Source organism: Rhizobium sp. 01N447_2 (assembly GCF_056399245.1).
In genome coordinates, this window is the sequence record NZ_JBFTQY010000047.1 from 1 (window position 1) to 19,219 (window position 19,219).

Below are 19,219 nucleotides of genomic sequence, written 5' to 3' on the forward strand. Positions count from 1 at the left end.
GTCTTGCCGGCCACCGCCCTGGTGATCTCGGCGGAAAGATCGACCTCGCTCAGGATCCCGACGCAGCGTTCGTGGAAGATCTCCCCTGCCCGCGTCAGTTCCACCCGCCGGGTCGAGCGAATGAACAGCGGACAACCGAGTTCCCGCTCCAGCGCCTGCACATGATTGCTGAGCGCCGGCTGGGCGATGCGSACCTTGGCTGCCGCCCGGCCGAAATGCAGTTCCTCGGCGACGGCAACGAAGTAGGAGAGCTGGCGTAGTTCCACGATGACGCCTCCCCTATGCCGCAACCGCGTAATGGAGGTCACCCAGCGTGACGGCAGACAAAGTTCTGCTATTGTCGGAATCAGCCATGATCCGAGCTCCTGACAGCTTAGGTTGTGGTCAGGCCGTATTCGGTGGCTCAAACACCGAATACGGCTGATCTGAACCAAAACATTGCACATGAACTAAAAAGTTTCAATGAGAAATCGAAAATAATGAGCGAAATAACCGGGGCTCAGATTCGGGCGGCGAGGGCTCTACTCCGATGGACGGCTGAAGATCTTGCAGAGTCGGCCAGCGTAGGGTTGTCGACGATACGGCGTGCAGAAGCGGAGGACGGTCCGCCATCGATCACAGCTGCAAATTCGAAATTAATCCGAATGACACTGGAAAATGCCGGGATTCAGTTCATCACCAGGAACGGTGGAGGAGTGGGCGTTAGGTTTAAAGACCCGAAGTGAGAGGAAGCAGAGTGGTTGAATGTACCGCACTCGAAATGCGGCATACCTGCAAGGGTCTCGTGGGTTCAAATTCCACCCTCTCCGCCATTTCATTTGAATAAATAGCTGAAATTGCGACATTTTCGGACAGTGGCTGAACACCGCTTGCACCGCAGCTTGCACATACCGGGCTAGTGTTGCCGGACCGAAGCGCGAAGATCACGGCCCGATATCACTTCACAACACCTCAAGACCCCGAAAGGTGGGGAATTATGCTCAGATGTCCCCGCTTGGGAACGCGTCGACGGTTCACCGGCTGTGTCTCCCTCAAGGTTTCAAAATAAACCTTCCGCACTTGGACTATCCATCTTGCGGGCCGTGTGGATATCAGTAGGTTGCCGTACATGGTTTCGACGCAAGGACACTCATCGATTGTTGATGCGATCGGCGTAGGTTCGTACACCGCGCCGGAGGCCGCTAGGCTTTTGAAAACGTCCGCTCTCAACGTGAACCGCTGGCTTCGCGGCTACACCTTCCGGAGTTCGGGCAAAGAGCACCACATGCCGCCGCTCTGGACAACCCAGCATGCGGAGATCGAGGAGCATCTGGAAATCGGCTTCCGCGATCTCATCGAGCTTCGGTTCGTGAAGGAATTCATAGACGCTGGCGTCGGCCTATTGGCGATACGCAACTGCCTCGACTTTGCGCGCACATTCGCGAACGACGAGCGACCGTTCTCCACGCGTCGCTTTCAGACGGACGGCCGCACTATCTTCCTACAGAGCATCGAGCGATCCTTAGAGCCGAAGCTTCTCGATTTAAAACGCCGACAGTACGTGTTCCAGCAGGTCGTTGAGCGCACGTTCAAAGACCTCGATATCGAGGACGATGCCGTTGCCCGGTGGCGTCCTTTCAACGGCAAGCAGTCGATCGTGATTGATCCCGGTCGCGCATTCGGTCAGCCGGTTGCCGCACAGTCTGGCGTTCCAACTATTGCGCTTGCTGAAGCTGTCGAGGCAGAGGGATCGGTCGAGGATGTCGCGCGAATATTCGAGGTGTCGGTCAGCGTGGTTCGCGACGCGATGCAGTTTGAACATGGATTAAAGAGAGCTGCGTGAAGGTTTTGGTGGACGAAAACCTTCCGCCTGCGCTCGCCCGCTCCCTACACGCATTGTTTTCTGGAAAGCACGAAATCATCCATGTTCGGGAGCGGTTTGGTCCCGCCGTGAAGGACGTGCAATGGATCGGGGAGCTCAGTGCCGAGGGGCGATGGATTGTAATCTCCGGCGATCGGCGGATCACTCGTAACAAAGCCGAATACAACGCCTTCAGAAGCTCTCACTTGGTAGGGTTCTTCCTCTCCAAGGGTCTCTACAAGTCGCCGCTCATTAAGCAGATGGAGCGCATCCTTGCGCTTTGGCAGACGATCGAAACGCAGGCGGGGCTCGTACAGGGCGGTGCGATGTTCGAGCTGCCAATGACGAGCACGAGGGTCAAGCAGCTGTAGGACGGATCGCCCACGCTAGAAACCCGATTGCCTCCCTCGACTATGGTGCGGCGCGATACCAACGCGCGTGGCTTGATATTCACGAGCGCCGCTGGTGTGATGAGCCACCGCCTCCGAACTAGCTGATCTTTTCGGGAGACGGCCATGAGCTATCGAGTAGATCTGATCGACAAAGCCAACCACGTGCGGGACCAACTCCGACTGATCGAAATGGCGTCACACGCGATTGAAGACCGTGACCAGAGAAACGCTCTCCAGGGTGGCTTCATGCAGACACAAAGCGCGTTGGACGATCTGTGCCAGATGCCACGCTTTTTGTGACTTGGCCAACCGCTCTCGTCATCCCCGGAGCGCACTGCGCCGATTGACGACGAGGTAGAGAGCTAACAGAGACCCTAACGTTGTTAACCCGCCGAAGAAGCTGGCGAACCAAAAATTGGCGAAGGGGCTAGACCCGATTAAAATCGCGCCAAGTTTGCATTTCGCTGTGAAGCAATGATCGGGGGTGTATGCTGTGACGAGGACTATGGCTGTCGCGCTCACGAATGCTAGAAGGGCGTCTTTAGTGGTTTTCGCATCAGAGTATTCAGCTCTGCCGGCAATTTTCACACTCAACAGTCTCTGTAAAACTATCGTCAAAAACAGGCAAGGTAAGCTCGTCGCTGCGACCGTCGAGGCGATAGAAAACCCTGTCCGAATAAAGTAGATCGGGAAAACATTGGCATAAGCGAAAGCCAAGATCGGAAGAGTTGCCAGCCCTGTCAACGGAGTTCTTGGCTTCTCACGAAACAGAATCCACAGGCCGCCGAGCAGCAAAAGTACAGGCACTGGTGGGAAATGCCAGTTTGAAAGAAGCAATTGCAGTACACCCATTTCAGTCGTGTGCTTCTTCGTAATCAAAGATGGGGCATTTCGCTAGTCGACACCAAATCCCCCTTCACCAGATGGATAGGGTTGGGGAGTCACCAACCGAGACTAGTCCGAATAACAAGGGCGTGACCTCAGCCTTGTAAAGGCCGTTGATCGTTTCGGCGAGAGCATAGTCATAACTGTCGCCAACACTTCCGACGGAGAGCTCGATGCCCGCCTCTGCCAGCCGCTCGGAAAACCGAATTGACACCTCTTGTACGTCCTTGTCGGAATGATGGATGAGGCCGCCGCGATGGATGGCCCGTCGATCATGAAGCGCCTGGTCCAAGGGATCGAAGACGAAACTCGCATGGGCGGTCCGGCTCGCCCGTCACTGCCGGTTCACGCGGTCGAGCGGGCATGGAGCGGCCTTGTCGTTAATCGTCGTGCGGATCGGCTTGCCACGGACGATGCCCTGAAGACCCATTGCCCTCATCTGAGAGCCATCGGGAGGTACTACCTCGGCTAGGGATTTGGGCGCGTGTTGCTGGCGGCCGACCGTGTCGGGCGCTCGGTGATTTTCACCTAATGCTTTGAACCTCGGTCTTGCCGCATATATCAAGGCCAAAGTTCTTGTTATAACCGAGTTCCGGAAACACGCCGGATTCCCTTGCCCGCGAGGCAGCTCATCTAGGCTAACTACCTGAGTTTGGTTGCGGGGGCCTGATCGCACAGAGACTTGTAAAATTGGTCGAGATTCGAGGATATCTCTGAGGCGTAACGCCTATATATGGAACGCATATGGTGGCCTCGGCGCAGGCAGGCCAATCGACATCGTCTGCTCACCGTGGTCTGTGCACTCTCAGTCAAAACTTACTGCAGAAGTGGACACGACGGCTCCGCCGCTTTGGGCCATGATATTCCTCAAGGTGAGAGGAGACATCATGCGCTTTAAGAACAAGACCGCCTTGATTACGGGCGGGGGAACGGGAATCGGTGCGGCGGTCGCGCGCCGCATTCGGTTGGAGGGTGGCAATGTTGCGCTCGTGGGGCGGCGTCCGGACCCACTTCACGCCGTTGCCGAAGAGATCGGAGCCGCGGTCGTTGTCGCCGATGCAGCCGACGGCGCCAGCATGAAGGCTGCCGCTCTTGCCGTCGCCGAGCAGTTCGGCAGCCTGGATATTCTCGTGGCCAATGCCGGGGGTCACGGTGTCGGCCCCACGGTCAGCATGTCGGACGAGACCTGGGATCTGGCCATCAGGCTCAACCTCAACACGGCCTTCGTCAGTGCGCGCGAAACGTTGCCGCATCTGATCGAGAGTAAGGGCAACATCGTCGTGCTTGCCTCGATAGCGGGGCTTTTTGCCGGTCCGGATGCCGCAGGCTACGTCACCATGAAACATGCTTGCATCGGCCTGGCAAAGTCGCTGGCTCGGGACTACGGCCGCCTCGGCGTGAGGACCAACACCGTTTGCCCCGGCTGGGTGACGACGGCGATGGCCGACGAGCAGATGGAATTCATCATGGAAAAATTCAAGCTGAAGAGCATCGAGGACGCTTATGCCCTGGTGACGAAGGACGTGCCGCTTGGCCGTCCCGCAACGCCTGAAGATGTCGCCAATGCAGTCTGCTTCCTGGCCTCGGCGGAAGCCGCAATGGTCAACGGCGCCATCCTGACCGTCGACGGCGGAGCCGGGACTGTCGATCTGCCCACGCTCGCATTCACCTGAGGAGGAGACAATAATGAACCAGAATCCGAAAGACTGGAAAACCTACGATCAGTTCGCATACGGGATCGACGCGAACCGACTGCCGGCGACGAATGCCCTTTCCGGCTCATCCCACGCGATCGCCTTTGACGACGGACGCAAGCTTCAACTCACCTTCCACGATGACAATGTGCAATGGTCGGACGGCGATGACAGCGCAACCGACAAGGTCGAAGTCATCGAGGTTGCGCCCGACACCTTCTTCGTCGAAGTCATTTTCGCGGGTCGACCCAAAGAAGCCGAGACCTTGATCCTGAACGTTTCCAGCCGCCGCGTTCTCTCGATCTATTCGATTGTTCGCGAAAAGGAGCAATCCGTCGGAGAGCCGCAGGTGGCGCAGATTTTCCGACCCGGTATTCTCGAAGGCGGCGCGGTCAGCGGACCGGTGCCCGCCGAAAGCCGGGATCTGATCGGGCTAAGGGCGCATTTCACCTATAGCCCGAACCACGTCTACGAACATACCTATCTGTMGTCGCAACGCTATGCATGGCAATGCCTTGTCGGCGTGCAACGCGGGCACGGTGACGTCGACCTGACGACCACCTACAAGTTCGACGATGATCAGTACATCTTCACCTTCCGCGAATTCAAGATCGCTGTCGCCTCGACATTCTTCTACAATTTCAAGGATATGCGTTCAACAGGCAAATTCCTTGGCATCACTGGTGATGGCCATATCCAGAACAGCCCGGCGGGCGCCTTCATCCGCAAGGCGTCGATGACCTACTATCTCCCCGGGCAGGAACCAGTTTGAGGCAGAACGATGCGCACAGCCTATGAAATCGTGAAGGCACACTACGACGCCAACGCGCGCCGGGATATGGACGGCATGCTTGCCGACATCGCCGCCGATTGCCGATGGACGGAAATGGATGGCTTTCCCTGTGCCGGCACCTATGTCGGTCCGCAAGAGGTTCTCAAAAACGTTTTTTTCGCACTCGGAGAAGCCTTCGACGGCTACACGTTCGCCCTGGAACGGCTGCTGGATGCAGGCAGCGACGTGATCGGAATCGGTGATTATGCCGGGACTTACAGACAGACCGGCAAGTCCTTCAAGGCGCGTGTCGTTCACGTCTGGAGCGTCGCAGACGACAAGATCCGGCGCTTCGAACAATTCACCGACACGCTGCGTGTAGCGGACGCAATGCGATAAACGCGTGGCGGCCTCGCGGATTCACGCCGGGCCGCCCTTTCTCCAATCGGAGGGCGAAAGCGCATAGCGGCCACGAAACGCCCGGGAGAAATGCGCGCTCGAAGAAAACCCAAGCGCAAAGGCAATCTCCGATATTTCGCCCGGGCGGCATGCAGCGTCCCGTAGTCGGGATGCGGCTCTTTCCAGCCGCAGGCTCCAGATATAGTCGGCCGGCGTCGTGCCCTCGGCCTCAAATGCACGATAGACGTAGCGAATGGAACAACCCATACGGCGCGCGATCATGCCGACATCGAGATCGGGCCGCGAGATGTGGTCCGAGACAAAGTCCTTCACACGCCGTCGCAGCAGGTCAAGGGAATGGGCGCTTGATCGTTCCCGCTGCGGATCGCCGATCATGGTGCGAACGAGCTCGATCATCGTCTGGCCGAGGCTGGCACGCACCGTGTCGTCCAACCTGCCGATCTCCCGGATTGTCGAATCCATCAGCGAAAGCAGGATGCGCTGCATCCCCGCATGTTCGGGCATGGCGACAAACGGCTCCATCAGCCGGTTGACCGCTTGAACTGGAAGCGCGCGACGGGGCAATTGCAGGAGAAGCAGGCGGACAGCCGTTCTGTTGGTCAGCACATAGGGACGGCTTGGATCATACATGATGCTCGCGCCGGCGCCGACTGGAACGCTACGGCCATTTTGGTTGAGGGACGAAAAGCCATGTGTCTGGAAAACCAATTTGATGGCATCGGGAGAGTCCGAGCCGAGGGTCACGTGCTCGCCAAAAACCGTGTGCGTATCGGCTTCCAGCAGCGTCAGGCGGCAGGTGCCGAGCATTGCCGACAACAGCCGGCTTTGATCTTCGTCACCCGATTGAAAATCGAGCCGCACATTGCCGAACAAGCTGCGGGCAACGCTCGGAAAATCCCTTCCCCCTGCAACTTTAACGGATGAGAAAACCGGTTCCATGCTGTCTTCCTCATGAGGTCAGGTAGCCGCCGTCGACCGGCAGGCAGACGCCGGTTATGTAGCGTGCTGCCTCGGACGACAGGAAGACGATCGCGTCGGCGACTTCCGCCGCCTCGCCCCATCGTCCCGCCGGTATGCGGTTTCTGATCGGCGCCGAAACGACTTCATCGGCAAACAATGCCCGGCTCAGCGGCGTTACGATCCAGCCCGGCGCGACGGCATTGACGCGGATATTCTCCGCCGCAAACTCCTGCGCCAACGACTTTGTCAGTTGTACGATCGCTCCCTTGCTGGCCGAATAACCTGGCCGATCTGCGGCGCCGAACGTCGAATACATGGACGCAATGTTGATGATGGACGAACCGGATGTCATCCGGCTGCGGCCCAAGCGACAACAATCCATGACGGACGTCAGGTTGATTGCTATGACCTCATCGAACTTCTCTTTCTTCCATTCGTCGCGATCGCGGCTGACGCCGGTGCAATTCACGAGCACATCAATCTGATTGAGGCTCGCGAAGAAATCGTCGAGAGCGCCGGGCTGAAGGACGTTGATGTCCCGGCTCTCGATCCGCTCGCTGCGTGGTCCGCCGGCGGCGCCAAGGCCGCAGCAGACGACCCGGGCACCGAGCGCAGCAAAACGCTCAGCCGTCGCAGCCCCAATGCCCGATGTTCCGCCGGGGATAACGACGGTTCGGCCGGTAAAAAGATCGTTGGCAAAGGTCATCGTCTCTCCTTGAGATCAGCTGGCGAGATAGGCGCCATGCAGGATTTCGGGATTGGCCCTCAACGTCGTGGAAGCACCGTCATAGACCAGCCGGCCGCGCTCCATGACCATCGCGTGATCGGCCAGATCGAGAGCAAGGTTGGCGAACTGTTCGATCAGGAGCACGCCGATGCCGTTTTGGGCTGCTATCTTTAGTGCTTCCGCCAGCCGCTTGACCACAGCCGGCGCCAGCCCAAGCGAAAGCTCATCGACCACCATGAAGCCTGGCTTGGCGATAAACGCCTGCGCCATCGCGACCATCTGCTTCTGGCCCCCCGAGAGATCGGAAGCCAGCTGGCGTTTGCGCTGGGCAAGTTCGGGAAATATTTCATAGGCTCTTTCGAGTCCCTCCCGACGGGCGGAAGGCGATCCATCGAAGGCAGCAACGAGAATGTTGTCTTCCACCGACAGCTGGCCCAGCACCCGATGGCCCTCCGGCACCAGCGCCAGGCCGGCCCGGCGGATGCGATCGGGAGAAAGCCCGGTGAGCGACGTCGCGTCGAGCCGCATTCTGCCGCCAGCGATAGGCAGGACGCCAGCAAGCGCCATAACGGTGCTCGACTTACCGGCGCCGTTGGCACCCAGCAAAGCGGTGATTTCTCCGCTTTTGATGGCAAAGGAGACATCGTGGATGACCCGTTTGCCACCGCGCTCGACGGCGAGGTTTTTAACGACCACGGATGAGATCGCTGCCATCAGAATTCCCCCAGATAGGCGCAACGCACGTTCGGGTCGGCAAGCACCGCTTCCGTCGGCCCCAGCGCCAGCAGCTTTCCATAATCGAGCACCATCGTCTCGCTGCACATCGCCCGAATGAGCTCGACGTCGTGATCGATCACCAACACTTGCGCTCCGACTTCGGCGGGGATGCGCAAAACGAGTTCGCGAAACATGCCGCCCTCCTCTTCCGTCAGGCCGGCGGCAGGTTCATCGAGCAGGATGAGCCTGGGATTGCCGATCACGCATTTGCCGAGCTCGACCAGACGGCGCTGGAACAGATTGAGCGACTGGCCGAGCTTATCGGTCACCGGTCGGAGGCCGACAAAAGCAAGAGCGGCATCGATGGCCGCGGCGCGATTTAGCGGCGCCACTACATGATCTGCGATCGCGGCGAGATTGCCCGACACCGTCAGATCCTCGACGACCTGCTCTGTCTGGAAAGACCGCCGGAGGCCGGCGCGCACGCGCTGCAGCGGTGCAAGGTCGAGCAGTTGTTCGCCATTCAGTGCGACGCTGCCACGAGCCGGCCTAACGAAACCTGAGAGAACATTGAGCAGGGTTGTCTTACCCGCACCGTTCGGGCCAATCAGACCGGCGATTGGCGCAGCAAGCGTCGCCGTCAATTCATTGATCGGCTTGACGCCGCCGAACTGGACGACAAGGTTGTCGATGGCGATCATCGCGCCCTCTCCTTTGCCGAACCGAATCGCAGCCGGGCGATCAGCGAGGCGATCTGTCCGGCGATGCCGGATGGTGCCGTCGCCAATGCCTGGAACAGAGCGACGCCGAAAATACCGATGGTCACATATCCATCGATCCCGAGATCGGTCAGCAGTGCCGGCACCGCCCGCAGCAGCAGCCCGGCAATCAGCGCTCCGTACCAGTTGTAGACGCCTCCGACGATCGCCAGGGCGAAGAGGTTCAGGCTTTCGAAGGCGCCAAACGCACGACCATCGAGCTGTCCGACATTTCCGGCAAGCAGTGCACCAGAAACGCCCGCGAGGAAGCCGCTGAGCGCGAATGCCCATGCCTTGTAGGTCAGCACATTGACGCCGCTTGCAATGGCGACCGTCTCGCCCTTGCGGATCAGAGCCCAGGCGCGGCCGGGTCGTCCCAGTTTGTGCCATTGGGCGATCAGCAGAGCGATCGTCGCGGCAAGGCAAACATAGAGGAAATAGCCGACGGCTCCCTCGGCGATTTCAGGCCGGGGGAGCATGGCACGGCCGGAACCGTCGGCGCGGCCGAGAAAACCGCTGCCGCCGTCGGGAAAGCCCCAGGCGCTGATGATGATCTGAAACGCCCCCGCGAGCATCAGCGTGACCAGGGCAAGATAAAGCCCCCTCAAGCGCAGCGCCGGCAAGCCGAAGGCAAGGCCGACCACGGAAGCGACGATGCCTCCGGCCAGAAGGCTGAATTCGAACGGCGGGTGAAAGGCGTGGCCGACACGAAGCGTTACCCACCCGCCAACCCCAACGAGCGCGAATTGGCAGAGCGAGACCAGGCCGAGCTGCCCATAGAGGATCGCCAGCCCCGCCACCGAGAGCGACAGCGCCACCGCCGACGTTGCGGCCGACAGCCAGTAGGAATTGGCAAGACACGTGACCACGGCAGCAAACAGAGCCATCGTCGCGGGRACTTGAAGAAGCTGTTTGGGAAAGCGGGCCACCGGAACGCGCTCCGGTAATGCCTGTATCGTCTGTTGCGAAGTCATCATCGGTCCTTCAATACGGCCTTGGCCGTACTCCCCAAGATCGTCACCGCGACGAGCGCGATAATGAAAGGTGCGGCGGCGCGATAGGGTGAGATCCAGCCGACCGGGGTGAGCGCAGCTTCGGCAATGCCGATCAGAAGCCCAGCGACAGCCGTTTCCCAAAGCGAGCGCAGTTGGCCGAGAATTGCCGCCGCGATCGCTGGGATCACCAGCAAAGTCAGGAACGTGCCCTGGAGGCGGACGAGGTCGGCAAGCAGCAGGCCGGCGAAACCGGAAAAAATGCCGGTAATGACCCATGCCGCCGTTTCTGTGTAGAGAATGCGAACACCGAGAATTGCGCTCAGGTCGCGGTCGTTGGCCAAGGCTCGCATGTCAAGGCCGAGGCGCGTCCGATTGAGCAGCAGTGTGATCGAGCCAACCATCACCACAGCAAGCAGGATGGCGATGATGCGCGTATAGGTCAGGCGAACACCGAAGAGGGAAATGAACATCTGGTCGGTCGGAAACTGCAGGCGACGCGGCAGCTCACCCCAGATAATTCCCATCAGGGCGATCAGCACCAAGGCCGGCGCCAAGGTCCCGACGGCGCGCACGACCGTATCGCGATGCGATAGCATAGGCGCAAAGATCCGCCCGTAGAGAAAGCTGATCGCCGTGGACACGACGACGGCCGCGAGGATGGCCACGGAAAGCGGCATTTTCCATTCGAGAAGCTGCCAGGCGCAATGCGCGCCGATAGCACCAAACGCGCCGAAGGCGAAGTTAAGGACCCCGGTTGCCCGAAAGAGGATGACAAGGCCGACGCCTGAGAGGGCATAGACGGCCCCAATTCCGAGACCCGATATCAGAAATGGTAAAAAGGTCATGAGCGGATTCCGATGTGCGGCCGAAGAGACGGCGGGCAGCGTATCCCGTGGCCCGGACCACGGGATGATGCGTGATGCCTCAATTTATGGAGCTATTCCGGCGCTCTTTTCAAAGGCGCGGATGTCGGCCAACTCCGGATCGGGCGATGGCGCGCAATCGGAAATCACCTTCCACTTGCCGCCTTCGCTGACTGCCATGCGCGTCGTTGAATTTGCATTGTGGCGCGGCTGACCATCGCCGAAATACCAAGGCGCGCAGAAAATATCGCTGGCAAAGCCCTTGACCTGCCGGATGGCGGCACTGGTGCTTTCGCGGGTGATGTCCTTGGGATCAAGTGACATCAGTGCCTTCTCGGCAATCCGGGCGGCAAGATATCCGGCCTGGGCGAACGTGTCGCGCGGATCGGACGGCTGACCATATTTGTCCATGACGGCAAGCCAGTTCTGATTGTCGGGCGTCGCGGCCTCGAGATCGTTGAACTCCATGTTGACATAGAAATTACCATCCCAGCCTGCGCCAATTGTACCGGGCACCGAAAGGTCATAAGCCGATGCCGCGCTCAGGAAGTTGATGGTCTGGTTGAGCCMCTGTTCTTCGGCCGCGGTCAGAAGCGGGATTGTGACGCCCTTGGGAAGGCCGAGGATAATGACATCAGGCTTGGAAGCCGCCGCCTGCAGGATGATCGAGGTCGAGTCGGCCGTACCGGGATCCATCAGGATCGTTTCCGCCGTGAAGCCTTTTTCCTTGGCTAGGGACTTAATGCCGTCGCAGGACCATGTACCGACGTTCGGGATGTTCGGACCGATGCAAACGACCGACTTTGCCTTGAGCTGATCCAATGCGTAGCCCATGGCGCCCAGCGTGGAGACGCGCGGTCCGGCATTCGTCGCGGCGTAGTTTTCGGCAAAGAAGCACTCGCGAGGAACGCCGACGCCAGCGACGACGAGAATGCCGGACTTCTTGTAGAAATCCGCGTTTGCGCCACATTCGACAAAGCTCGAATTGCCGACCATCAGCACTGCCTTCTCGTCGTTGACGAGCTTGGCGGCCAGCTGAGCGGCCGTCTCAGGATTCCACTGATCGTCTTCGACCAGATATTTGACCGGCCGCCCCTTGATCCCGCCATTGGCGTTCAAGCAGTCGAAATAGGCCTTGGCCGCCCTGGTTGAATTCGAAAAATCGTCCGGACCGGTTTTGCCGGTGATCGCACCGATGACAATCGGTTCACCGGTCGCGGCTTTGCCGGTATTGTCGCCGCAGGACGCAGCGGCATGAGCACTGAATGCCGAAAGCAGCATCAGGCCGAGGCCGACCACCAGCCCCCTCATATCTATTCTCATCGTTTCCTCCTCCAGTTTCCGTTATTGTCCGCACTCCCCGCGAACGTCTTCCATCGTGGAATCTCTGCCTCAGCCGGCGATCGCCTTGCCTGTCATGAAGGCGGACGCGCGCGCCGCAATCATCATCACCGGAGCATTGGTGTTGCCCGATACCAGCGTCGGCATCACCGACGCGTCGCATACCCTCAGACCCTCGACGCCGCGCACTTTCAGATCGGCCCCGACAACCGCCATCGGATCGTCAGCTCGCCCCATGCGCGCCGTGCCCGCCGGATGGAAAACGGTCTTGGCGGTCTGGCGGATGTAGTCTCGCAATGCCGCGGGATCACTTTCGACCCCCGGTTTCGGCAGGACGCGTCGCTTGATAAGCTTCGCAAGTGCTGGCGCATCCAGAATGCGGATCGCTGTCTCGACACCGCGCACCAACGTATCGAGGTCGGCCGGGTCCGAGAGGAGATTGGCGTTGAACTCCGCCCTGTCATTCGGGTCGGCGCTTCTGAGACGAATGGTGCCGCGCGAGCGCGGCCGAAGGTAACAGGGGCCGATACTGAGACCATGACCGGGTTCGGGATCGCGGTCGACGAAGCCCACAAGAACCGGCAGGACATGGAACTGAACATCCGGCTGGCCGGTGCCCGCCGTATCGACGAAACCACCGCATTCGACGACGTTCGATGAAAGCAGGCCACGATGCGACAGCAGGTAGCGCGCCATGTGTCCGGCGGCGCGAATCCCACTGTCATGCCCGAGGATGGAGATCGGCTCGTGCGTTTCGCCTTGAACCGGCGCTTCGAGATGATCCTGATAGTTTGCGCCGACGCCCGGCAGGTCGGCCACCACATTGATGCCGTGAGAGCGGAGATGCTCGGCCTCGCCAATGCCCGAAAGCTGCAGGATCTTGGGTGTCGCGATCGCACCCGCCGTCAGGGCGATTTCCTTGGTAGCGGTGAATATGGTGCCATCCTGCAACGCGACACCCGTCGCCCGCCGACCTTCGAACAGGATGCGGGCGACCTTGCGTTCGGTCAGGATCGTGACGTTCGGCCTTATCTCCGCGTCGCGCAGGAACGCCTGCGCGGAACTCCAACGACGCCCCCGGTAAGTCGTACTCTGATAGAACCCGACGCCTTCCTGGTCTGCACCGTTGAAGTCGGGATTATACGGAATGCCGACTTCCGTGGCTGCCTGAATGAAGGCTTCGCTCAGCGGATGGCGGTGACGAGGGTTCGAGACGTGCAGGCCGCCGCTGCGGCCATGAAATTCGCCACTGAGGCTCTCGTTATTCTCAAGCGATCGGAAAGCCGGCAGCACATCGTCGTAGGACCAGCCGTGACACCCCATCTGCGACCACGTATCGTAGTCGTTCCTGTGGCCACGGATGTAGATCATCGCATTGACGGAACTGCCACCGCCGAGCACGTTTCCCTGCGGGGTAATGCAAGGGCGGCCGTTGAGGCCCTTCTCCGGCTCGGAGGCATAGGGGTGAATGTCGACACCCTTGCCGAGAACCTTAAAGAAGGTCGCTGGAACATGGATCCAGCGATCGGTGTCACGCCGACCGGATTCGATCAGCAGGACCTTGTTTTCCGGGTTCTCGGAGAGCCGGTTTGCCAGCACACAGCCGGACGATCCGCCACCGACGATGATATAGTCGAAGTTCGCCATGGCTCAGCTCAACACCGTCTGGATCGTGGTGAATTCCTTCAGCCCTTCGGAGCCGAACTCGACACCGATGCCCGATTGTTTGACGCCGCCGAAGGGCGCGTTCGGCTGGATCGTGCCGTGCTTGTTGATCCAGACCGAGCCGCATTCGAGCTGCATTGCGTAGCGCTTAGCTTTTTCGGCGTCTGCCGACCAGACAGAGCCGCCAAGCCCGGCGGGATTGGTGTTGGCGCGGGCGATGACCTCATCGATATCGGTGTAACGAATGATCGGCAGTGCCGGCCCGAACTGCTCTTCGTCGACGAGACGAACACCATGGTCGACGTCGGCAACAAGCGTGATCGGATAGAAGTAACCCGGCCGATCGATCGGCGTGCCGCCGGCGAGAATTCGGCCGCCATTGGCGCGCGCATCATCGACAAGTTCGCGAACTTTGTTGAACTGCATTTCGTTCTGGACCGGGCCAAGAATGCTGGTTTCGTCAAGGCCGTCGCCGATCACGATCCTGCCGGCGTAGTCGGCAAGCCGTGCGCAGACGTCTTCATAAATGCTGTCGTGCACATAAAGGCGCTTCAGCGCTGCGCAGGTCTGGCCGTTGTTGATGAAGGCTCCCCAGAACAGGCCCTCGGCGATCTGTGCAGGGTCGGCATCGGGAAGAACGATACCGGCATCATTGCCGCCAAGCTCGAGCGTCAGGCGCTTCAACGTCGCGACAGCCGAAGCCATGACCTTCTTGCCGGTCTCGGTCGAGCCTGTGAAGGTCATCTTGGCGATGCCGTCATGGGCGGAAAGTGCTGCACCAATGCTGTTTTCGCCGGTGATGACATTGACGACGCCGGGCGGCAGCACTTCATTCATGATCTCGACAAGACGGATCGTCGAAAGTGGTGTCAGCGGCGAGGGCTTGATGATGACCGTATTGCCGGCTCGCACCGCTGGCACGATATGCCAGCAAGCGATCATCACCGGCCAGTTCCAGGGTGTGATCGAACCGACGACGCCAATCGGCTTGCGATGCAATTCGACACGTCCTTCATTGTCGTCCTGCAGAATTTCGATGGGCAGATTCAGCTCTGCCGTATGGCGTGTCCACGCAAGTGCACCACCTATTTCAAACCGGGAACCGAGACCATTGAGAGGCTTGCCCTGCTCCAGCGTCAAAAGGCGTGCAAGTTCCTCGCCATTGGCTGCGATCTTTTCGGCAATGGCGCGACAGGCGGCCTGGCGCTCTTCTTCCGACGCCTGGCTCCAAGTGCGAAAGGCGACTGAGGCGGCGGCAACGGCAAGGTCGAGATCCGCCGCCGTCGCCAGCGGCATCTGACCGACGACTTCGCCGGTCGATGGGTTGCGAACGTCGGCATAGGTTGCGGTCTCGATGCGTGCTCCGCCGATGAACAGACTGTACTGCTTCACGATTGGCTCCTCCCTGAGCTTTGGAAGGAGTATGACGGGGCAGAAGAAAGCCGTCTTGGGCAGGAGCGCGCCGCGACTTGGTTTGAAACGCAACAGGCCGTCGGCTCATCAAGTATTCAAACCGCACTATTGTGCGGTTGATGTCRCCGGCCTGAGCAGATCGGTCGGCGCGCAGTCGAACAGATCCTTGAAGCTGCGATTGAAATAGGAAATATCATTGAAGCCGGCCGAATAGGCGACTTCCGCGATCGTCCTTGGGCTTCTTTGATCTTTGATCTGCGCAATCTTTTCACGCACAAGGCGCAACCGCTTGTCACGGATGACCGTGGTGCAGGTCATGCCGATACCTTGAAAATCCTGCTGCAACGTGCGGATGGATACCCCGATCCGTGTCGCCAGCCACTTGGCGCTGAGATCGCTCTCGGTCAGGTGTCGGTCGATCAGTATGTCGACCATTTCCAGCCGCCGCGAAGCGCTGTCGTTGAGAGCGGACATGGCGTCGCCGTTTGAGACGAAGGCCTGTCGCGTCGCATTGAACATCAGGTGCCGCAGATTGGCGGACGCGGCATCCGATGCCGAATTGGACATGATCTTCGCCACCAGCGCACGCAGCATCATTGCCATCGGGTCAAAGGCCTCGAGTTTGCGGGCGATGTCGAAATCGATCGGGCTTTCGGCATACATGATCTGGCGTGGCAAATGCAGCGACAGATGATTGCTGAACTGTCCACCGAAATGGAATGTCGTGGGCCGGGTCGAGTCGACGAGAATGCAATCACCGACATCCAGGACTGCCTGGAGGCCGACGTGCTCGAGACCACAGGACCCTTCGAGCTGCATGATGAGAAAAAGGTGTTCGTTGGCGTCGCGGCGAATGTCATCCCAATCTCGATGGACGCGATCGAGATCATTGGAAACATGGGCGAACTCCATACCGCAGACATCGATACGCCGGGCTGCCCCCGTTACGGCCTTGCCGCTCTCCATTGCTTTCGGATTGAAGTTGCCGCAGATCGATTGGAGATCACTGGTCCATTGATCATAGGGAACGGTTGCCCATGCGTGTTGCATCAGGGCCTGATTGTTCAAGAGCTCCAACTCTGCCTCCCAACAGTGTCAGTCAACGACATGTCCGTCTCGCGCGACTCTCCCACAAGCGCAAAAAGGCGGCAACACCTGAGACCGGTAAACTGAAAGAGTGTCGAAGATCGATCGCCCTGTCAATATATTTCACATGTTAACTAGAGTCCGTCATCCCGACTCTTCTCACCAGCTATGTTTTGCCGCCGCCATTCACTGGGCGGCATACCGGTCCGCGCGCGGAAAAAGCGCGAAAAATAAGCGGCATCCTTCAAGCCCACCTCGTAGGCTATGTCCTCGAGCGATCGGATGGTGAAAAGCAACAGCCGCTTGGCCTCGAGCAGGCGACGCTCGGCGATCATGTCCTTGACGCCCTGGCCGAATGCCATGTGCCCGGCCTTGGCAAGAAGATGCGGCGTGGTGCCGAGGCTCGAAACGTAGCGCGCAACCGGCCAGTTCTCGCGAAAATGCCGGTCGATCAGCCGTCGAAGGTCACCAGCAAGCAGGCGTTGTGGCGATTGTGCCAGCGTCGGCGCGTCGGACGCCAGGCGTCGGATCTGGGTCAGCATGGCGGCAACCAATGGTGAAAGGATCGTATCGGCCTGGCCTCTCCCCTCGGAGTACTCCTCCAGAATTAGTTGCATGGTCCGCCGAAGTCTCTCCCAGAACGCTTCCGCGCCCTGCCCCGTCACCATCACCGGGCGATCCAGCGGCAGCGTCGTCTGACCGGCGATCGACGGCAGCAGACTGTCTGCGATCGACACGACGACCGCGTCTGAAACAAGCGGATCGACGTTGAAGCCGTGGATGACGCCGCTCGGCACGAAGCTGACGGCAGGCGCCAAAAAGTCCAAACGTTGATCTTCTATGAAATAGGATCCGCTGCCGCTGGTCCAGAACGTGACCTGCATCATCCGATCATGTTTATGGGCCCGAACCTGGCCGGAATGGAGATTTGCTCGCGCCATCACCGTTTCGACATGAAGAAATCCGATCTCCAAAGGGCGATCCGGTTCGCCGTAGACAAAGAAACTTGGGACGATGTCGTTCATGCTGGCCGCCGTAAAAAGTACAAGTGATTTCCCTATTCTGTCCATGGTGGAAGGCGAACGCAAGGACTAGCATTTGTCTCACATCAAGGGAGGACGACATGCGATCAGAAGATTTCCGGGCCGATACCAAGCGGCCCTTCACCGGTGAGGAATATCTGGCATCCCTGCGTGACGGGCGGGAGGTCTACATCAATGGTGAGCGTGTCAAGGACGTGACCGCGCATCCCTCGATGCGCAATTCCGCCCGCTCGCTCGCCAGGCTTTACGATGCGCTGCATGCGGAAAAGACCAAGGAACGGTTGACATCGCCGACCGACACCGGCTCTGGGGGCTACACCCACAAATATTTCCGTGTCGCAAAGTCCTCCGCCGATCTCGTCGCTCAACAGGGTGCGATCGCCGACTGGGCCCGCATGTCCTATGGATGGATGGGCCGAACCGCCGACTACAAAGCAGCATTGATGAATACGCTGGGCGCCAATGCCGACTGGTACGGTCCCTTCAAGGACAATGCACTCGCCTGGCACAAGCGTGCCCAGGAAGCGGCTCTCTTCATGAACCACGCGATCGTCAACCCGCCGATCGACCGCCACAAGCCGGCGGATGCCGTAAAAGACGTATTCGTTCATATCACCAAGGAAACCGACGCCGGCATCTACGTCTCGGGCGCCAAGGTTGTGGCGACGTCCTCTGCTTTGACGCACTACAATTTCCTGGCACAGAGCTCGGCGACGGTCACGGAAGACCCGTCGCTGTCGGTGATGTTCATCGTCCCGATGAATGCGCCCGGCATCAAGATGTTCTGCCGCGTCTCCTATGAGGAAACGGCAAATCGTGTCGGCACGCCGTTCGACTACCCGCTCTCTTCCCGCTTCGATGAGAACGATGCCATCCTGGTTCTGGACAACGTCTTCATCCCCTGGGAGGACGTGCTGGTCCTGCGCGATGCGCCGAAGATCCTGTCCTTCCATCCCGCTTCCGGCTTCATGCACGGCTACTGCTTCCAGGGCTGCACGCGTTTCGCCGTCAAACTCGACTTCCTGGCGGGCCTGCTCGCCAAGGCATTGCGGGCGACCGGCGGCGATGCCTTCCGCGGCAATCAGGCCGCACTTGGTGAAGTCATCGCGTTGCGCCACATGTTCTGGAGCTTCTCCAACGCCATGGCCTACAATCCGATCCACTGGGCGAACGGCGCAGTGCTGCCCAATCTGGAGGCGGCTCTCGCCTATCGCACTTTCATGTCGGAAGCCTATCCCCGCGTCATCGAGACGGTCCGCAAGGTCGTCGCCTCGGGACTGATCTACCTGCCGTCCTCGGCCAAGGATTTCGGCAATCCGGAGATCGACCGCTATCTCGGCCAGTATGTGCGCGGCTCCAACGACATGGGCCATATCGAACGCATCAAGATCATGAAGCTGTTGTGGGACGCAACCGGAACCGAGTTCGGCGGACGGCATGCGCTCTACGAATTGAACTATGCCGGAGCGCCGGAAGAAGTCCGGCTTCAAGTGTTGAAGGGGGCCGAGCGTGGCGGACGGTTGCGCGAAATGGAGGCCTTGGTCGATACCTGCATGAGCGACTACGACGAAAACGGCTGGACCGGTGACACCTGGTTGCCGCCGATCGGCAATGCAGACCAGTTCAAGTCCGCTGCTGAATAGGAGGC

21 protein-coding genes and 1 pseudogene are annotated in these 19,219 nt (G+C 59.6%); 8 read left to right on the forward strand and 14 right to left on the reverse strand.

Annotated features, from left to right (window positions below; genetic code table 11):
• The coding region (locus AC1ECN_RS25815) for a LysR family transcriptional regulator (RefSeq protein ID WP_477954494.1) at nucleotides 1-266 on the reverse strand (266 nt) is incomplete at its 3' end.
• A gap of 213 nt (nucleotides 267-479) precedes the next feature.
• On the opposite strand from AC1ECN_RS25815, the gene AC1ECN_RS25820 reads away from it, so the two are divergent.
• From AC1ECN_RS25820 to AC1ECN_RS25835, 4 genes are all read left to right on the forward strand, one after another.
• Nucleotides 480-725, forward strand: coding sequence for a helix-turn-helix domain-containing protein (locus AC1ECN_RS25820; RefSeq protein WP_130674118.1), 246 nt, complete (start codon nucleotides 480-482; stop codon nucleotides 723-725).
• A 383-nt stretch (nucleotides 726-1,108) separates the two neighbouring features.
• A complete protein-coding gene (locus tag AC1ECN_RS25825; RefSeq protein WP_197727445.1) occupies nucleotides 1,109-1,822 on the forward strand; it encodes a hypothetical protein in 714 nt (237 codons plus the stop codon).
• Nucleotides 1,819-2,211 (forward strand): PIN-like domain-containing protein, encoded by a 393-nt coding sequence (locus AC1ECN_RS25830; RefSeq protein ID WP_130673816.1) that lies wholly within the window; start codon nucleotides 1,819-1,821, stop codon nucleotides 2,209-2,211. Before AC1ECN_RS25825 ends, AC1ECN_RS25830 begins: the two co-directional genes overlap by 4 nt.
• Before the next feature lie 144 nt (nucleotides 2,212-2,355).
• Nucleotides 2,356-2,532, forward strand: coding sequence for a hypothetical protein (locus AC1ECN_RS25835; RefSeq protein ID WP_163861996.1), 177 nt, complete (start codon nucleotides 2,356-2,358; stop codon nucleotides 2,530-2,532).
• Between the two features lie 18 nt (nucleotides 2,533-2,550).
• On the opposite strand, the gene AC1ECN_RS25840 is transcribed toward AC1ECN_RS25835, so the two are convergent.
• Entirely contained in the window at nucleotides 2,551-3,084 is a 534-nt protein-coding gene (locus AC1ECN_RS25840) for a hypothetical protein (protein WP_130673817.1), read from the reverse strand.
• A gap of 124 nt (nucleotides 3,085-3,208) precedes the next feature.
• Nucleotides 3,209-3,556, reverse strand: a pseudogene (locus AC1ECN_RS25845) (IS3 family transposase); the annotation flags it as partial.
• Nucleotides 3,557-4,004: 448 nt separating this feature from the next.
• Here AC1ECN_RS25845 and AC1ECN_RS25850 point away from each other — a divergent pair.
• Genes AC1ECN_RS25850 through AC1ECN_RS25860 form a run of 3 tightly spaced genes read left to right on the forward strand, consistent with a single transcriptional unit; the run spans nucleotide 4,005 to nucleotide 5,982 of the window.
• Nucleotides 4,005-4,790, forward strand: a complete 786-nt coding sequence (locus tag AC1ECN_RS25850; RefSeq protein WP_024323625.1) for an SDR family NAD(P)-dependent oxidoreductase — start codon at nucleotides 4,005-4,007, stop codon at nucleotides 4,788-4,790.
• Nucleotides 4,791-4,803: 13 nt separating this feature from the next.
• Nucleotides 4,804-5,583, forward strand: coding sequence for a MoaF C-terminal domain-containing protein (locus AC1ECN_RS25855; protein ID WP_477954498.1), 780 nt, complete (start codon nucleotides 4,804-4,806; stop codon nucleotides 5,581-5,583).
• 9 nt (nucleotides 5,584-5,592) lie between these two features.
• Entirely contained in the window at nucleotides 5,593-5,982 is a 390-nt protein-coding gene (locus AC1ECN_RS25860; protein WP_024323627.1) for a nuclear transport factor 2 family protein, read from the forward strand.
• A 21-nt stretch (nucleotides 5,983-6,003) separates the two neighbouring features.
• Here the strand turns inward: AC1ECN_RS25860 and AC1ECN_RS25865 are convergent, their stop codons facing one another.
• From AC1ECN_RS25865 to AC1ECN_RS25915, 11 genes are all read right to left on the reverse strand, one after another.
• Nucleotides 6,004-6,942: a helix-turn-helix domain-containing protein gene (locus AC1ECN_RS25865; RefSeq protein ID WP_024323628.1), complete on the reverse strand. Its 939-nt coding sequence runs from the start codon at nucleotides 6,940-6,942 to the stop codon at nucleotides 6,004-6,006.
• Between the two features lie 10 nt (nucleotides 6,943-6,952).
• The gene (locus AC1ECN_RS25870; protein WP_130675703.1) at nucleotides 6,953-7,669 is read right to left on the reverse strand and encodes an SDR family NAD(P)-dependent oxidoreductase; all 717 of its coding nucleotides are present in this window, start codon (nucleotides 7,667-7,669) and stop codon (nucleotides 6,953-6,955) included.
• A gap of 15 nt (nucleotides 7,670-7,684) precedes the next feature.
• On the reverse strand, nucleotides 7,685-8,404 hold the full coding sequence (locus AC1ECN_RS25875; RefSeq protein WP_024323630.1) for an ABC transporter ATP-binding protein: 720 nt from the start codon (nucleotides 8,402-8,404) through the stop codon (nucleotides 7,685-7,687).
• Complete coding sequence (locus AC1ECN_RS25880; protein WP_163861992.1) at nucleotides 8,404-9,108, reverse strand: ABC transporter ATP-binding protein; 705 nt, start codon at nucleotides 9,106-9,108, stop codon at nucleotides 8,404-8,406. The genes AC1ECN_RS25875 and AC1ECN_RS25880 overlap by 1 nt, the downstream gene beginning before the upstream one ends.
• The gene (locus AC1ECN_RS25885; protein ID WP_024323631.1) at nucleotides 9,105-10,142 is read right to left on the reverse strand and encodes a branched-chain amino acid ABC transporter permease; all 1,038 of its coding nucleotides are present in this window, start codon (nucleotides 10,140-10,142) and stop codon (nucleotides 9,105-9,107) included. The genes AC1ECN_RS25880 and AC1ECN_RS25885 overlap by 4 nt, the downstream gene beginning before the upstream one ends.
• Nucleotides 10,139-11,005, reverse strand: a complete 867-nt coding sequence (locus AC1ECN_RS25890; protein ID WP_024323632.1) for a branched-chain amino acid ABC transporter permease — start codon at nucleotides 11,003-11,005, stop codon at nucleotides 10,139-10,141. The genes AC1ECN_RS25885 and AC1ECN_RS25890 overlap by 4 nt, the downstream gene beginning before the upstream one ends.
• Nucleotides 11,006-11,089: 84 nt before the next feature.
• Nucleotides 11,090-12,346: an ABC transporter substrate-binding protein gene (locus AC1ECN_RS25895; RefSeq protein ID WP_477954502.1), complete on the reverse strand. Its 1,257-nt coding sequence runs from the start codon at nucleotides 12,344-12,346 to the stop codon at nucleotides 11,090-11,092.
• 69 nt (nucleotides 12,347-12,415) lie between these two features.
• Nucleotides 12,416-14,011 carry a GMC family oxidoreductase gene (locus AC1ECN_RS25900; RefSeq protein WP_130665037.1) on the reverse strand — a complete coding sequence of 532 codons (1,596 nt, stop codon included), beginning with the start codon at nucleotides 14,009-14,011 and terminating at the stop codon, nucleotides 12,416-12,418.
• Between the two features lie 3 nt (nucleotides 14,012-14,014).
• Nucleotides 14,015-15,421: an aldehyde dehydrogenase family protein gene (locus tag AC1ECN_RS25905; protein ID WP_024323635.1), complete on the reverse strand. Its 1,407-nt coding sequence runs from the start codon at nucleotides 15,419-15,421 to the stop codon at nucleotides 14,015-14,017.
• Between the two features lie 126 nt (nucleotides 15,422-15,547).
• A complete protein-coding gene (locus AC1ECN_RS25910) occupies nucleotides 15,548-16,492 on the reverse strand; it encodes a helix-turn-helix domain-containing protein (protein ID WP_477954524.1) in 945 nt (314 codons plus the stop codon).
• Between the two features lie 170 nt (nucleotides 16,493-16,662).
• Nucleotides 16,663-17,598 (reverse strand): helix-turn-helix domain-containing protein, encoded by a 936-nt coding sequence (locus AC1ECN_RS25915; protein WP_024323637.1) that lies wholly within the window; start codon nucleotides 17,596-17,598, stop codon nucleotides 16,663-16,665.
• A 53-nt stretch (nucleotides 17,599-17,651) separates the two neighbouring features.
• Here AC1ECN_RS25915 and AC1ECN_RS25920 point away from each other — a divergent pair, with 53 nt between their 5' ends.
• Nucleotides 17,652-19,214 (forward strand): 4-hydroxyphenylacetate 3-hydroxylase N-terminal domain-containing protein, encoded by a 1,563-nt coding sequence (locus AC1ECN_RS25920; protein ID WP_024323638.1) that lies wholly within the window; start codon nucleotides 17,652-17,654, stop codon nucleotides 19,212-19,214.
• Nucleotides 19,215-19,219: the final 5 nt, after the last annotated feature.